Source organism: Loktanella sp. D2R18, from assembly GCF_003318235.1.
GTDB lineage: Bacteria > Pseudomonadota > Alphaproteobacteria > Rhodobacterales > Rhodobacteraceae > Yoonia.
The window spans coordinates 115,983-130,066 of sequence record NZ_QOCG01000006.1 but is presented as its reverse complement, the minus strand read 5'-3'; the positions used below and the strand labels follow the sequence as shown (position 1 = coordinate 130,066).

Sequence of the window (14,084 nt, the reverse complement as noted above, 5' to 3'; positions counted from 1 at the left end):
ACCTGTTGACGGGTTCCAGAAAACCCGCCGCGTCACGACAGTTGCCCCTTGGCCATCCGGTAATGTCCGATGATCGAGGGCATGAAAAACAGCACCCAACCGAACGTCGTGTAGGCAATAATCATCGCGGGAATCCATGCGACAGCAACCACAAGGCCAATCCCACCTGTTGCACGATGCGCTGTACCCGGCCGCAAAAACCGCAACAAAAAGAGATGCAGTAACTTGCCCCCGTCCAATGGCTGCACAGGCATCATATTAAAAATAAACAAGACGAGGTTCAAAAACGCGAATTGCATCAGATAGCCCGCGATGATCATCATCGCTTGCGATGGGTAGGTATCGCCGGACCAAATCATTTTGGCCCCCAGTGAACACAGCGCCCAAAGCGCAAGGTTCACCAGCGGCCCCATCGCAACGATCAATTCACTTTGATACCGTGTTGGGGATCGCGCGGGTTCGCAAAATCCGCCACCACCATTAATCATCACACGGCGCACAGGCACGCCCTGCACAATACAGCCGATCGCATGCCCGAATTCATGCAAAAAGATAGCGGTAACCAGCATGGCCGCGAAAATCAGACTGCGAACAATATCGCCTCCGGAGAACACCACAAGAAACAGCAACAACATCCCTAGAGATTGCCCGACCTCAACCCTCACCCCAAACGGGCCTCTGAATTCAAATATCACAGTGTCATTGGCAAACATATCAATCCGGCCTTGGTTTTTATCTCGTTAGCTTCAACACAAAACGACCGTGCACCGCAACATCTATTGATCGCGGCCAAGCGGCGCACTGGCGAATAAGTTTGCCTTGCACACTGGACAGCCATCTCCGGCCCGATATGAATACGGAATGAACAAAAACATTGATATCGCCGCACTTGCAGATGGGGTCCGCGCAGGACAACGCCGCGCCCTCGCCCGCGCGATTACCTTGGTTGAAAGCGGACGCAGCGACCACCGCGCCCAAGCGCTTGATCTTTTGTCCCGGCTTGGCACGGATCGCCAGGCCTTGCGGATCGGCCTGTCTGGCACGCCGGGCGTCGGTAAATCGACCTTCATCGAAAGCTTTGGGCTGATGTTGACCGGACAGGGATTGCGTGTCGCTGTCTTGGCAGTTGATCCATCGTCTGCGCGATCCGGCGGATCGATCTTGGGCGACAAAACCCGGATGGATTTTCTGGCGCGCGATCCCAATGCGTTTATCCGCCCGTCCCCCAGCCAGACCCAATTGGGTGGCGTCGCCCGCCGCACCCGCGAGGCCGTCGCGCTGTGCGAAGCCGCCGGATATGACATCGTGCTGATTGAAACCGTGGGCGTTGGCCAATCTGAAACCGTCGTCGCACAGATGTCGGACCTGTTCTTGCTGCTTCTTGCACCTGCGGGCGGGGATGAATTGCAAGGGGTCAAACGCGGCATCATGGAAATGGCTGATGTGATTTTGGTGAACAAAGCCGACGGTGATCTGAAACCACAAGCCACCCGGACCTGCGCAGATTACGCTGGCGCCTTGCGGCTGCTGCGCAAACGCCCGCAAGACCCCGATGGGTTTCCCAAGGCAATGACCGTTTCCGCGCTTGAAACCATCGGGTTAGAGACCGCGTGGCAAGAGATGCAAACCCTTGTGGATTGGCGGCGCGACAACGGCATTTGGGAACAAACACGCCAAGACCAAGCCAGCTACTGGTTCACCGAAGATGTGCATCAAGGATTGCTCCAGCTTTTGATCGACGACCCCGCGACCAAAGCCCAAATGCAACGCGCCCAAAACGATGTACGCGCAGGCAAAGCCACGCCAACAGTCGCGGCAGAGGTGGTTCTTGCAAGCGTCCGCGCAGCGCGATTGCCGTAATATGGACAGCGTTATTGACGCCCCGATCTGGCTGCGCGGTGCCTTAAGCCAAGAGGCTCTGCGCGGGCTCGATCCGTTTTTCGACGGTGCCCATCGGCCCGGAAACCGGCTCGCATTGGATGCACGCCTACTGGCTGCGCTGTCCCCTGTGGATGCGCAAATTCAACAAGTCGCAGCAAAGATGCGCCCTGTACATGCGCTTGCGTTTAATAAGACCGCCCAGACAAACTGGGCTTTGCCCTGGCACCAAGACCGGGTGATCGCCATACAAGACAGGCACGATGTGCCCGGGTTTCAAAGTTGGTCGCAAAAACACGGGGCTTGGCACTGCGAACCACCGCTTAAGCTATTAACACGTATGCTTTTTGTGCGGGTGCATATGGATGACACGGATGCAGATAGGGGCGCGATGGAAATCGCGAACGGCAGCCACAAGGCCGGCATTGTAAAATCTGATATGGCGGCGCAGGTCGCCAAGGGCTATCCGACGCAGATATGCAGCGCGGCGCGCGGCGATATTTTGATTCTTCCGATGTTAACCTTGCACCGGTCGCTTGCGGCCCCAAGCCCCACGGCAAGGCGGGTATTTCGGCTCGACTATGCCGCGACTGCACTGCCAGCACCGCTCCGTTGGGCAAATTGATCGCCCATCGGCGGCAAATCGGGTTGACGGGCCAAAGGAATCCGCCTATTTCGCGCTGATCTTATTCACGTCCCTGTTTTGGCAGGGCCATCACCCTATGACCGGACGCCCAACCATTTGGATTGGAGCCGTCCACAAGACAAGGAACACGCCCATGTCGCGCCGTTGCGAATTGACCGGAAAAGGCCCGATGTCGGGCAACAACGTAAGCCACGCTAAAAACCGTACCCGCCGTCGGTTCTTGCCAAACCTGCAGGACGTAACCCTGCAGTCTGACGTGCTTGGCCGTTCGTTCAAATTCAAAATCTCTAACGCTGCTTTGCGCACCGTAGACCACCGTGGTGGTCTGGACGCATTCATGGCGAAAGCCAAAGACGTTGAACTGTCAGCCGATGCGCTGAAAGTGAAAAAAGAAATCACCAAAGCAACTGCTGCTTAAGCGACCTCTTTGCAGATTGATGAAAAACCCGGGTACCGCGAGGTGCCCGGGTTTTTCTATGGACAAAGGTGGATTGAAATCCACCCTACGCCCGTAGGGTGGGTCTTGACCCACCCCTCTTGCATGGTCCGGACACATGCCCCAAACACCTGTCTATGACCGCGCTCCCTATTGATCCTATCCTGCCAGACCTGATTGCCGCGATCCGCGCGCAGGGTTGTGCCGTTTTGCAAGCGCCTCCGGGCGCCGGCAAAACCACCCGCGTCCCACTCGCGATCTTAGAAGCCGCCGTCACGCCTGGTAAAATCATTATGCTTGAACCACGTCGTCTTGCCGTGCGCGCCGCCGCAGATCGGCTTGCAGAGGGGTTGGGTGAAAAGCCTGGTGCATCCGTGGGTTACCGCATGCGCGGCGACAGTAAGCCCGGCAGTAAGATCGAGGTTGTGACCGAAGGCATCCTGAGCAGGATGATCCAAACCGACCCCGACCTAGCGGGCATAGGCGCGATTATCTTTGATGAATTCCACGAACGCTCGCTGAACGCCGACCTTGGGCTTGCGCTCGCTTGGGAGGCCCGTCAAATCTTACGCACTGACCTGATTGTGGTCGTCATGTCCGCGACATTGGACGCGGGGCCCGTCGCCGCAATGCTTGACGATGCGCCTGTGATCACGTCCGAAGGCCGCTCTTACCCGGTCACCACCCATCACCTGCCTAAGTCCTTGCCCAAGGGCACGCGGCCTGAGCCCGCCACCGCCGATTTAATCGTAGATGCCATTTCAAAAACCAAAGGTGGCGTTCTGGTCTTTCTGCCCGGAGAAGGCGAAATTAGACGGGTCGCGCAGAACCTTGCCGGGCGCTTGCCAGCTGATTGCCACATTCGCCCGCTTTATGGGGCGCTGCCGTTCAAGGACCAACGCGCCGCTATCGCCCCTGTTGCAACTGGACGCAAGATTGTGCTTGCGACCTCTATCGCGGAAACCTCGCTCACGATCCAAGACATTCGCGTGGTCGTGGACGCAGGCCGCGCGCGACGTGCCCGGTTTGACCCCGGATCAGGCATGTCACGGCTCGTGACCGAACGGGTCAGCCGGGCTGAGGCCACACAGCGCGCCGGTCGCGCCGGCCGGGTTGCCCCCGGTGACGCCTATTGCCTATGGACCAAAGGCGAAGAAGGGGCGTTTCCTGCTTTTGCCCCAGCCGAGATTGAGGCGGCAGATCTTGCCAGCCTCGCGCTTGAAATCGCATCATGGGGCAGCGATGATCTGCTGTTTCTTACCCCGCCGCCTGCTGGGGCCTTGGCCGAAGCGCGCGCACTACTACAAAGCCTTGGCGCATTGGATGACGATCTTCGGATAACCGCCCACGGGCGCGCATTGGCCGCGCTGCCCTTGCACCCACGCCTTGCACATATGTTGCAGATCGCTGGCCTCCAAGCCGCCCCGCTCGCGGCCCTTTTGGCCGTCCGTGACCCACTGCGCGGCGCACCCAGCGATCTATCTCTGCGTATCTCTGCGTTGCGCGGGCGCTATGACGGGCCGGGGCAAGTGAACCACGCAGCGCTTGCCCAGATCAAATCTGAAATTCCGCGCCTGTCCAAAGGGCTGCCCCAATCCCCACCCATGTCGCTTTCCGCGATGGCGGCCCTGGCTTATCCCGACCGCGTGGGATTGCGACGCAAGGGCGACGACCCGCGCTATGTGCTTTCAGGCGGCAAGGGCGCTATTTTAGACGCGAGCGATCCTCTGGCAGGACAACGGCTGATCGTGGCAACTGATCTCGATGGCGACACCCGCGAAGCGCGCGTCAGGCAAGCGGTGACGATCACCGAAAGCGAATTGCGTGACGTGTTTGGCGACCAGATCGCTTGGGCCGACCTCTGCCTTTGGTCGCGGCGCGAAAATCGGGTTTTGACGCGCAGGCAAGAACGGTTTGGCGCGTTGGTCTTGGATGATCGCAATTGGGCGGAGGCCCCAGATGACGCCGTGGCGCAGGCAATGCTTGATGGGATCCGGCAATTGGGATTGCGGCCAAGTGCTGCGGCGAACCGGTTTCGGGCACGTGTAGCTTTGCTGGACGATCTGCCGGCAATGGATGACGCAGCGCTGTTAGGCGATCTGGAAACCTGGCTTTTGCCACATCTCAACGGCGTGCGTTCTGCTGGGGATTGGAAGGGGTTTGACCTGCTCCCTGCCTTGCGCGCAATGCTGGACTGGCAACAAACACAACGGCTCGACCAAGCCGCACCTGCGCATTTCACCACGCCGTTGGGCCGTAAAATTCCGATTGATTACGATGGGGACACGCCGGGGATCACCTTGCGCTTGCAAGAAATGTTTGGGGTCACCACGCATCCGAAAGTTGGGCAAACGCCGCTGCGCGTCACGCTGTTGTCACCGGGACAAAAACCGGTGCAGGTCACGCAAGATATTGTCGGATTTTGGGCGACGTCATATGCGGACGTGCGCCGTGATATGCGCGGGCGGTATCCGCGCCACCCGTGGCCCGAAGATCCCACCCATGCGGACCCAACATTGCGCGCAAAACCGCGGGGCACATGAACCTAATTTGCATTCCGAATCATATCGTGTTAGAAAATTATTAATAATATAAGACGATTGTCAGGCACAATATGATTTCTATGTTGAATAGTTTTTGGCGGGGCGCCTTGCGTCCGCTCATTAAACGTCCGCCCGCATTGCAGGTCGCCGCGCTCTGTCACCGCGAAGGTGACGCGGGTACAGAGGTATTGCTTGTCAGCAGTTCTAGCGGTCGTTGGATCCTGCCCAAAGGCTGGCCCATCGACGGGCTCACCGCAAGCGAAGCCGCACAACAAGAAGCTTGGGAAGAAGGCGGCGTTAAAAAAACCTCTGTTGGTTCCGCCGGAGTACAGTCGTTTTTAGGAAAAAAGCGGTTCGACAACGGATCTGTAGTTCCCTGCGAAGTCAAAGTATTTCCGCTGAAAGTCAAAAAAATATCGGACGACTACCCCGAAGCCAAACGTCGCGACCGCATTTGGGCGTCTCCCGCGCGGGCGGCTGAACTTGTCGAGGACCCCGGCCTGAAGCAAGTTATCGAAAGCTTTGCACCCCAAGGCATCTTTTCATAAATATATTGTGACATTGACGCAAAATGTTTACCCCGATCCCAATTCACAGTGGGGGACCGTGATGCCTGATTTCGAACCAAACAACCAATGGAAGACGCTTGATCGCGATCTTGGTCGCATTGGTGCTGTTGAATACGCGAACCAATACGTCAGTCGGCCGCTGGTTGGCTTGGGCATCTCACTTGCATTTATCATCGTTGCCGCGCTCGCAAGCACGCTATTTTTCGGCGGTGCTTCAACATCTTACGTCGTGATCGCTGCGGCAGCGTTCGGTGCCTATATGGCCGTGAATATCGGTGCGAATGATGTTGCCAACAATATGGGGCCTGCGGTTGGCGCAAACGCTTTGACAATGGGCGGGGCGATCGTGATCGCGGCACTTTGCGAAAGTGCGGGCGCTTTGCTTGCCGGGGGCGACGTCGTGTCGACCATTTCGAAAGGGATCATTGATCCGCAAAGCGTCGCAAGCAGCGAAGTCTTTATTTGGGCGATGATGGCCGCGCTGATTTCCTCGGCGCTTTGGGTGAATTTGGCAACTTGGGTCGGTGCGCCCGTGTCCACGACCCATTCTGTCGTCGGGGGCGTGATGGGCGCCGGGGTTGCCGCCGCGGGATTTGCTGCGGTGAACTGGCCGACAATGGGGGCGATTGCGGCAAGCTGGGTGATTTCGCCGGTGCTGGGCGGTGTAATCGCTGCTGCCTTCCTTGCCTTTATCAAAGTCGCAATCATCTACCAAGACGACAAAATCGCAGCCGCGCGCCGCTGGGTGCCTGTTCTGATCGGGATCATGGGCGGTGTGTTCGCGATGTATTTGGCCATGAAAGGGCTCAAGCGGATCATCACGGTTGACCTACTAACAGCCTGTATCATCGGGTTTGTTTTAGCGGCGGCAATCTATGCGCTTTCAACCCCGCTTGTCCGTCGCCAATCCGAAGGACTTGAGAACCGAAACAAATCGCTGAAAGTGCTCTTTAAAATCCCATTGATCCTATCCGCTGCCCTGCTTTCATTTGCCCACGGGGCCAACGATGTCGCAAACGCCGTCGGCCCACTCGCGGCGATCGTGCACGCTGAAAGCTTTGGCACCTTCGCGGGCAAGGTTGATATTCCAACTTGGGTCATGGTCATCGGGGCCTTTGGGATTTCATTCGGGCTGATCCTATTTGGCCCAAAGCTGATCCGTATGGTGGGCAGCCAAATCACCAAGCTGAACCCGATGCGCGCCTATTGTGTGGCGTTGTCGGCCGCGATCACTGTGATCATCGCCAGCTGGCTGGGTTTACCTGTATCATCCACGCATATCGCCGTGGGCGGCGTATTTGGCGTTGGGTTCTACCGTGAATGGCATACAGAGCGGCGCAAGCGGACATCTGCGGCAAAGCGCCCCGAAGCCAAACGGATCGCCCCCGAAGAACGGCGCCGCCGAAAACTGGTCCGTCGGTCACACTTTATGACAATCATCGCGGCCTGGGTCATCACGGTGCCCGCAGCCGCCTTTATGTCTGCGGTTATTTTCTTGGGGCTTCACGCCGCTTTTGTATGATCTTAGATATTGCCCAATCCAACTTTACGAGCCACGCAAAACCTGCGCGGTTCCACTAAGGAGACCACAGTGCTTACCATTAACCGCCTAAGCATCGATGAAGCCTATGTATTGATTGCTGGCGCGCGCGCCAAAGCACAAGAAATCAATGTGCCGATGTGCATTGCGGTCACCGACGAAAGCGGCAATCTGATCGCGTTTGAACGGATGGATGATAGCAAGGTCACCAGCATTCAGCTTGCCATCGACAAGAGTTTTACTGCGATCGGCATTCGGAAAGGCACCCACATTCTTGGTGAAGTCAACCAGCCCGGTCAGCCCGCATACGGCATTTCGTCGACTTTGGGCGGACGGATGGTTGCGATTGGCGGCGGGCTCCCGGTTTTAGTGAACGACGCCGTCGTTGGTGGCATTGGCGTCAGCTCCGGATCGCCTGCGCAGGATCTAGAAGTGGCAACGGCCGGTGTCACCGCTTTCACCGACACTCTGAAATAGCTGATCGTTAGAAATCGGAACGGGGCGGTTTCCCGCCCCGAAGTTCTTTATTTTCCGACGCAGTAGCGCATGATCGCTTTTTGCGCATGTAGCCGGTTTTCGGCTTCGTCGAAGATCACTGAATTTTTGCCGTCCATGACGCTACTTGTGGCTTCGTCATCGCGGTGCGCGGGCAGGCAATGCATGAACAATGCATCATCTTTAGCCTTGGCCATCAACGCGTCGTTCACCTGATAGCCACGTAACTGGTTGTGACGGCGTTCACGTGCTGACTGCGGATCATGCATGGAAACCCACGTATCGGTCACGATCAAGTCCGCCCCCTGCACGGCCTTATCTGGGTCGCGTTCAGTTGTATAAAGCCCTGATACCGCCTCTTCTGGGTCAAGCGGCTCTGGCCCCGTGAATACCAGATCAAAATCGAACTGCTTGGCCGCATGTGCAAAGCTCGTGAACACGTTATTGCCATCACCCGACCAGACAACCTTTTTGCCTTTGATCGGCCCATTATGTTCTTCGAACGTCATGATGTCGGCCATGATCTGGCAGGGGTGTGTGCGGTTGGTCAGCCCATTGATCACGGGAACGCTGGCATATTCGGCCATTTCCATCAGCGTTTGTTCTTCGAACGTGCGGATCATGATCATATCGACGTAGCGTGACAACACCCGCGCAGTATCGGCAATCGTTTCGCCGTGCCCAAGCTGCATATCATTGCCCGACAACACCATTGTCTGCCCGCCCATTTGGCGCACGCCCACGTCAAACGACACACGGGTCCGCGTGGACGGTTTTTCAAAAATCAGGGCGACCATATGGTTCGCCAGCGGTTGATCCGCGTCAAGTGTGCCTTTTGGCTGGCCTTTGCGCGCATCTTTGATGGCGCGGCCATTGCGGATAATTTCATGCAGGTCTTCCGCGGGTGTCGTGTGGATATCAAGAAAATGCGTCATAAGTTTCGCTTTATTTGTTGGGCCCTTCGGCCAGTCAGTCAAAGGTGTGTCATCACCTGAACAAGTTTGCCATCGCGCGTAGGCGCGAGGCGTCGGTTATGAAATCCAGCCTGTCGGTAGATTGCGATCGCGCGTGTATCGGTCGTATTCGGTCCCACCGCAACAAGCGTACTTTTGAGACGCAGTTTGCGCACCCATGCTTCGATGAACCCGGTCGCATGACCCGGCCCCAAGAAATCGGCATCGCCAACGAATGTCTCCATTGCGCGCGTCCCAACTGGCAAATCAGTGAATTCCGTCCGGCCCGATGTGCCCGCATCAAAATCGCTGACAAAGGCAAATGGGATATGTGACAATCCGACGATATGCATGTTGATATTGGGATTTTTCATGTCGTCTGTAATGTGTGCGATTTGCCTGTCAGCGTCGGGCCACCATGCCCTAACATGCGCTGTGTTGAACCAGCGGCGAAGTAGGCTTAGGTCGTCCTTGGTTAACAGGCGGAAATCGTAATTACGCATTGGCTCCCTTCAACTGTGCCGCGGCAGCGTCAAGCTTGTCAACGGCATCCGCGATATCAGCATCGGTGATCGTCAGCGCAGGCAACAGACGGATCACATTATCCGCAGCGGGAACGGTCAAGACGCCCTGTGCATAGCCTGCATTCACAACATCCATGTTCACTGCTTTGCATTTCAGCCCCAGCATCAGGCCCGTACCGCGCACCTCTTCGAAAACATCTGGGTGGGCCGCAACGAGACCTTCAAGCTTTTGGCGAAAATACCCTGCTTTGCGGCTCACTTCGGCCAAAAACACGTCGTCCGCTACGATCTCCATCACCTTTGCGCCGACGGCGCAGGCCAACGGGTTGCCGCCATAGGTGGATCCATGCGTGCCCGCCGTCATGCCTGATGCGGCGTTTTCCGTTGCCAGCACAGCGCCCAACGGGAAGCCGCCACCGATGCCCTTGGCAACCATCATGATGTCAGGGGTCACCCCGGCCCATTCATGTGCAAATAACCTGCCTGTCCGGCCCATTCCGCATTGCACCTCATCAAAGATTAGCAAGGCCCCATGCGCATCGCATAGTTCGCGCATCGCCTTCAAATCGGAGTCAGGCACGGGGCGAATACCGCCCTCACCCTGCACGGGCTCGATCATGACGGCGGCGGTTGTGTCATTTATAGCGGATTCCAGCGCAGCCATGTCACCAAATTCCAAGTGGGTAAATCCGGGCAACAAAGGCCCAAACCCTTTGGTCATTTTTTCTGACCCAGCAGCGGCGATCCCAGCGCTTGAGCGACCGTGAAACGATCCAGAAAAGGTGATAATTTCGACCCGATCAGGCTGATCTTTATCAAACCAATATTTGCGGGCCATTTTCACGGCCAATTCGCAGGCTTCGGTGCCAGAATTGGTAAAAAACACCGTATCCGCAAAGGTCGCATCGACCAATGCATCCGCCAGTTTTTGTTGGGCAGGAATGTTATAGAGGTTCGAAAGATGCCAGATAGATTGGGCCTGTGTGGTCAGCGCCTCGACCAAGGCCGGGTTGGCATGACCCAGCGCATTGACGGCAATACCAGCGCCCAAATCCAAAAATCGGCGACCGTCTTGCTCCGTCAACCAAGACCCTTCGCCAGACACGAATGTCAGCGGGGCACGAGAATAAGTTGGCAAAATAGACGCGATCATGGCGATCATCCTTATCAATAGGCCAATTGGTGCAGACCAAGGGCCAAGTGTCAATGTTGAGGAGTTAAAAGAAGACGTGACAATAGGCGGCGCAAATTAGCGTCGGCGTCGGCTTACATATGTCAAATCAGTCTTCATAGGCCGTGCGTAGCGCAATTCATTGTAACAGTGAAGACAAAAACGCACGGAAATTTCTAGCGTTGCAATCCCCATACGCGTGGGGGCAAATGCAACCATGACATTACCCACTCATAACCCGCGCCTTGCGGTTTTGCTGATCGTGACGGCAACCGCATTCATCGCGGGGACCATGTTACTGGCAAAGACCCTTGGCACTAATGTCTTAGGGCCGCCGTTACACCCGCTGCAGGTCAGCCATGGGCGTTTCTTGTTTGCATTCATCGCGATTGGCACGGCCGCCAGCATCATGCGCCCTCGGATCAAAACGCCCAGATTGCGGCTGCATATAGGGCGCACCTTGTTTGGATGGGGCGGGGTTAGCCTGATGTTTGCGGCGGCGGCAAACATGCGTCTGTCAGATGCGACTGCGATCAGCTTCCTGAACCCTGTCTTTGCGATGATCCTTGCGATCCCGTTTCTGGGGGAACGGGTTGGCCCGTGGCGCTGGTTTGCGGCGTTTACCGCGCTGATCGGGGCGCTCATTCTACTGCGCCCCAGCACAGATACTTTCCAGCTTGCGGGCTTACTTGCCGTTGGGGCGGCTATGATGATGGGCGCTGAGCTTATTTTCATGAAAAAGCTCGCCAATAGCGAAGCGCCGTTCCAAATACTGCTCATCAACAACGGACTTGGGTTGGCGATTGCGACGGCAGCTGTTTGGCCGTTTTGGGCGTTTCCGACTTTGGGACAATGGGGCGCGCTGGCTGGCATTGGGGTACTTATGGCCGTCGCGCAAACCTGTTTTATCAACGCAGTCGCACGTGCAGACGCCAGTTTCATCACACCCTTCAGCTATATCACGCTTATCTTCGCGACGCTTTATGATGGTGTCCTATTCAAAGCCTACCCCGACCACGTCAGCATGATTGGGGCAACCTTGATCGTCGGCGGCGCCATCATATTGGGTTGGAGAGAAACGCGCGCAAAACGCTAGGCTTTGAGCCGATAGCCTGTGTGCATCCAACGCAGGCAGATACCAAGGACAAACAGACACGCAACACCAACGACACATAAGCCAACCCAAGGGTTGCTATCCGACACCTCGATCATCCCGAAACGGACACCGTCGATGATGTAGAAAAACGGGTTCACATGGCTAAGCGTTTGCAAAAATCCTGGCAGCGCATCGATGGAATAGAAAGTGCCCGATAGAAACGCGAGTGGCGTGACAAGAAAATTCGAAATCGCCGAAAGCTGATCAAATCTATTGGCAAATATCCCTGCGATCATCCCCAAACCGCCCATGAGCACAGATCCCAACAATACAAATAGGACCGCCCAAGCCGGATTTTGCATGCCAACGCCTAGAAAAAGAAAGGACCCAAGCGCAATCACAACCGCGACCAACGCTCCGCGTGCAACCGCACCGCCGATGTAGCCAAAGACCAATTCGCCAGCCGAAAGCGGCGGCATCAGCGTATCAACAATATTGCCCTGCACCTTGGCAGAAGCCAAGCTGGAGGATGTATTCGCAAATGCGTTTTGGATCACCGTCATTGTCAAAATCCCCGGCGCAAGAAACGTCATAAACGGAACGCCCATCACGTCCCCGCGCTGCGGCCCTATGGCGATGGTGAAGATCATCAAGAACAGGCCCGCGTTAATCAGCGGGGCCATCACGGTCTGCGACCATACATTCATAAAGCGTTTGATTTCACGGCGCACCAACGTCCAAGTGCCCAACCAGTTCACACGGCCAAAGCGGCGCACACCCATTGCAGATTTTATAGTCATGTGAAGGTTCCTTTGCTTGCCCCGTGACATAGTCTATTTGTCAGAATTAACCAGTCCTGACGGCATGAAACTGCGCCCGATCTGCCATAACGCACGAAAACCTTGATCACGTGCTTCACATCCCTGCGCACAAAGACTATTGTAAGGCTTGAACAGATTTTTAGGCCCGATAAATCACCTTATCCGGCCCACTGAACCAAAGGAATCCATATGTCCTGGACAGACGAGCGCGTTGAGACGCTCAAAAAGATGTGGGGCGAAGGCCAGTCCGCGAGCCAAATCGCCAAAGAACTGGGCGGCGTGACCCGCAATGCTGTGATCGGCAAGGTGCATCGCCTTGGCCTGTCAAACCGGGCTGCCGCCAGCGGTGCCGCGGCGACCAAAGCCGCACCCAAAGAAAAACCTGCCGCAGCAGCCAAACCGGCAGCGCCCAAACCAGCGCCTAAAGCAAAACCTGCGCCTGCGGCCTCTGTGCCTGCAGTCAAAGAAGAGGTTGAACTGGACGAAAACGGCATTCCGATTTCAGCGGCCCGCCGCGCGATTATTCCTGCGGGTCAACCGTTGCCGCCGCAACCTTCGGCCAATGAAATCAGTCCAGAGGCTTTGGCCAAAGTCAGCGAAGTCGAAAAAGGTGCCAAGCGCATCAGCCTGATGGAGCTGACCGAGAAGACCTGTAAATGGCCTGTCGGTGATCCGGCAACAGATGATTTTTGGTTTTGCGGGCTACCCGTACAGGCTGGTAAACCGTACTGCGAAGCCCATGTCGGCGTCGCATTCCAACCCATGTCATCGCGCCGCGACCGGCGCCGGTAATATTTTATGGTTAGGTGGATCAAGATCCACCCTACGCAAAAAGCCGTCCCTTACGGGGCGGTTTTTCAGTCTGGAAGGTATGCAAGCGCAAACTTTGCACGCCTGCGCATCTGAGTGTCTGAAGAATTTGCGCGCGCCCGCAATGCGTCCCGAAACGGCGCATCATCCACATAGTGGATAAGCTTGCACAGATGTCGAAAGTTGCGGAGTGCTTTTGTCTCAATCCGCTTCAAGATTGTACGTTGGATTACACCTTTTTCAAATTCCGACAGCGACAGCTGTTTTACCTTCGGCAACAGCTGTTCCAGGATATACCCTGATCGATAAAAATATGGATCACATTGAATGTAAGCAAAGACAAATGCGCGCAATTCAGGCGCACTTTTTATACCAAAGCGGCGGCATTGGTCGGCCAGTTCGAAAACAGGTGAATCATACGCGCGGAATGCCTTTGCAGCCCTTACCCATTTTTCGCGATGGCTGGCAGATTTTTCCCGATCCTCCAATGTTGCATGTAACGCCCCGTGCAACGTATTCAACTCGTGTTCGCAGGTGATGATCAATTCCAAATAGTTCATAACACGCAAACTACGCCAGCCGCGGCGGAAATGTGAATACTG

General features: G+C 56.2%; 15 protein-coding genes. 9 read left to right on the top strand and 6 right to left on the bottom strand.

What is annotated here, in order from left to right; translation table 11 throughout:
* Positions 1–32: 32 nt before the first annotated feature.
* Positions 33–713, bottom strand: coding sequence for a metalloprotease (locus tag DS901_RS03305; protein ID WP_113775507.1), 681 nt, complete (start codon positions 711–713; stop codon positions 33–35).
* Between the two features lie 148 nt (positions 714–861).
* Here DS901_RS03305 and meaB point away from each other — a divergent pair, with 148 nt between their 5' ends.
* The 7 genes from meaB (at position 862) to DS901_RS03270 (ending at position 8,089) form a co-directional block, all read left to right on the top strand.
* Positions 862–1,860, top strand: coding sequence for a methylmalonyl Co-A mutase-associated GTPase MeaB (gene meaB / locus DS901_RS03300; protein WP_113775506.1), 999 nt, complete (start codon positions 862–864; stop codon positions 1,858–1,860).
* A 1-nt stretch (position 1,861) separates the two neighbouring features.
* Complete coding sequence (locus DS901_RS03295) at positions 1,862–2,503, top strand: phytanoyl-CoA dioxygenase family protein (RefSeq protein WP_181820749.1); 642 nt, start codon at positions 1,862–1,864, stop codon at positions 2,501–2,503.
* A gap of 154 nt (positions 2,504–2,657) precedes the next feature.
* Complete coding sequence (rpmB, locus tag DS901_RS03290; protein WP_113775790.1) at positions 2,658–2,942, top strand: 50S ribosomal protein L28; 285 nt, start codon at positions 2,658–2,660, stop codon at positions 2,940–2,942.
* Between the two features lie 155 nt (positions 2,943–3,097).
* Entirely contained in the window at positions 3,098–5,503 is a 2,406-nt protein-coding gene (hrpB, locus tag DS901_RS03285) for an ATP-dependent helicase HrpB (RefSeq protein WP_113775504.1), read from the top strand.
* A 107-nt stretch (positions 5,504–5,610) separates the two neighbouring features.
* Entirely contained in the window at positions 5,611–6,051 is a 441-nt protein-coding gene (locus DS901_RS03280) for an NUDIX hydrolase (protein WP_258546639.1), read from the top strand.
* Positions 6,052–6,112: 61 nt separating this feature from the next.
* Positions 6,113–7,594 (top strand): inorganic phosphate transporter, encoded by a 1,482-nt coding sequence (locus DS901_RS03275; RefSeq protein ID WP_113775502.1) that lies wholly within the window; start codon positions 6,113–6,115, stop codon positions 7,592–7,594.
* Between the two features lie 69 nt (positions 7,595–7,663).
* On the top strand, positions 7,664–8,089 hold the full coding sequence (locus DS901_RS03270) for a GlcG/HbpS family heme-binding protein (protein ID WP_113775501.1): 426 nt from the start codon (positions 7,664–7,666) through the stop codon (positions 8,087–8,089).
* A 47-nt stretch (positions 8,090–8,136) separates the two neighbouring features.
* Here DS901_RS03270 and argF read toward each other — a convergent pair whose 3' ends face one another.
* Genes argF through DS901_RS03255 form a run of 3 tightly spaced genes read right to left on the bottom strand, consistent with a single transcriptional unit; the run spans position 8,137 to position 10,737 of the window.
* A complete protein-coding gene (argF, locus tag DS901_RS03265; RefSeq protein ID WP_113775500.1) occupies positions 8,137–9,042 on the bottom strand; it encodes an ornithine carbamoyltransferase in 906 nt (301 codons plus the stop codon).
* A gap of 38 nt (positions 9,043–9,080) precedes the next feature.
* Positions 9,081–9,563, bottom strand: coding sequence for a GNAT family N-acetyltransferase (locus DS901_RS03260; RefSeq protein ID WP_113775499.1), 483 nt, complete (start codon positions 9,561–9,563; stop codon positions 9,081–9,083).
* On the bottom strand, positions 9,556–10,737 hold the full coding sequence (locus DS901_RS03255) for an aspartate aminotransferase family protein (RefSeq protein ID WP_113775789.1): 1,182 nt from the start codon (positions 10,735–10,737) through the stop codon (positions 9,556–9,558). The genes DS901_RS03260 and DS901_RS03255 overlap by 8 nt, the downstream gene beginning before the upstream one ends.
* A gap of 235 nt (positions 10,738–10,972) precedes the next feature.
* On the opposite strand from DS901_RS03255, the gene DS901_RS03250 reads away from it, so the two are divergent.
* Positions 10,973–11,851 carry a DMT family transporter gene (locus DS901_RS03250; RefSeq protein WP_113775788.1) on the top strand — a complete coding sequence of 293 codons (879 nt, stop codon included), beginning with the start codon at positions 10,973–10,975 and terminating at the stop codon, positions 11,849–11,851.
* On the opposite strand, the gene DS901_RS03245 is transcribed toward DS901_RS03250, so the two are convergent.
* Positions 11,848–12,651, bottom strand: coding sequence for an ABC transporter permease (locus DS901_RS03245; RefSeq protein ID WP_113775498.1), 804 nt, complete (start codon positions 12,649–12,651; stop codon positions 11,848–11,850). The genes DS901_RS03250 and DS901_RS03245 overlap by 4 nt on opposite strands.
* A 210-nt stretch (positions 12,652–12,861) precedes the next feature.
* On the opposite strand from DS901_RS03245, the gene DS901_RS03240 reads away from it, so the two are divergent.
* Positions 12,862–13,464, top strand: a complete 603-nt coding sequence (locus DS901_RS03240) for a GcrA family cell cycle regulator (RefSeq protein ID WP_113775497.1) — start codon at positions 12,862–12,864, stop codon at positions 13,462–13,464.
* Positions 13,465–13,529: 65 nt separating this feature from the next.
* Here the strand turns inward: DS901_RS03240 and DS901_RS03235 are convergent, their stop codons facing one another.
* Positions 13,530–14,042: a hypothetical protein gene (locus tag DS901_RS03235; RefSeq protein WP_113775496.1), complete on the bottom strand. Its 513-nt coding sequence runs from the start codon at positions 14,040–14,042 to the stop codon at positions 13,530–13,532.
* Between the last annotated feature and the right edge of the window lie 42 nt (positions 14,043–14,084).

What these genes read in the sequence shown, in the direction of transcription:
- DS901_RS03305 (WP_113775507.1), bottom strand. Translation starts at nt 713, where the DNA reads ATGTTTGCCAATGACACTGTGATATTTGAATTCAGAGGCCCGTTTGGG.
- meaB (WP_113775506.1), top strand. Translation starts at nt 862, where the DNA reads ATGAACAAAAACATTGATATCGCCGCACTTGCAGATGGGGTCCGCGCA.
- DS901_RS03295 (WP_181820749.1), top strand. Translation starts at nt 1,862, where the DNA reads ATGGACAGCGTTATTGACGCCCCGATCTGGCTGCGCGGTGCCTTAAGC.
- rpmB (WP_113775790.1), top strand. Translation starts at nt 2,658, where the DNA reads ATGTCGCGCCGTTGCGAATTGACCGGAAAAGGCCCGATGTCGGGCAAC.
- hrpB (WP_113775504.1), top strand. Translation starts at nt 3,098, where the DNA reads ATGACCGCGCTCCCTATTGATCCTATCCTGCCAGACCTGATTGCCGCG.
- DS901_RS03275 (WP_113775502.1), top strand. Translation starts at nt 6,113, where the DNA reads ATGCCTGATTTCGAACCAAACAACCAATGGAAGACGCTTGATCGCGAT.
- argF (WP_113775500.1), bottom strand. Translation starts at nt 9,042, where the DNA reads ATGACGCATTTTCTTGATATCCACACGACACCCGCGGAAGACCTGCAT.
- DS901_RS03260 (WP_113775499.1), bottom strand. Translation starts at nt 9,563, where the DNA reads ATGCGTAATTACGATTTCCGCCTGTTAACCAAGGACGACCTAAGCCTA.
- DS901_RS03255 (WP_113775789.1), bottom strand. Translation starts at nt 10,737, where the DNA reads ATGATCGCGTCTATTTTGCCAACTTATTCTCGTGCCCCGCTGACATTC.
- DS901_RS03250 (WP_113775788.1), top strand. Translation starts at nt 10,973, where the DNA reads ATGACATTACCCACTCATAACCCGCGCCTTGCGGTTTTGCTGATCGTG.
- DS901_RS03245 (WP_113775498.1), bottom strand. Translation starts at nt 12,651, where the DNA reads ATGACTATAAAATCTGCAATGGGTGTGCGCCGCTTTGGCCGTGTGAAC.
- DS901_RS03240 (WP_113775497.1), top strand. Translation starts at nt 12,862, where the DNA reads ATGTCCTGGACAGACGAGCGCGTTGAGACGCTCAAAAAGATGTGGGGC.
- DS901_RS03235 (WP_113775496.1), bottom strand. Translation starts at nt 14,042, where the DNA reads ATGAACTATTTGGAATTGATCATCACCTGCGAACACGAGTTGAATACG.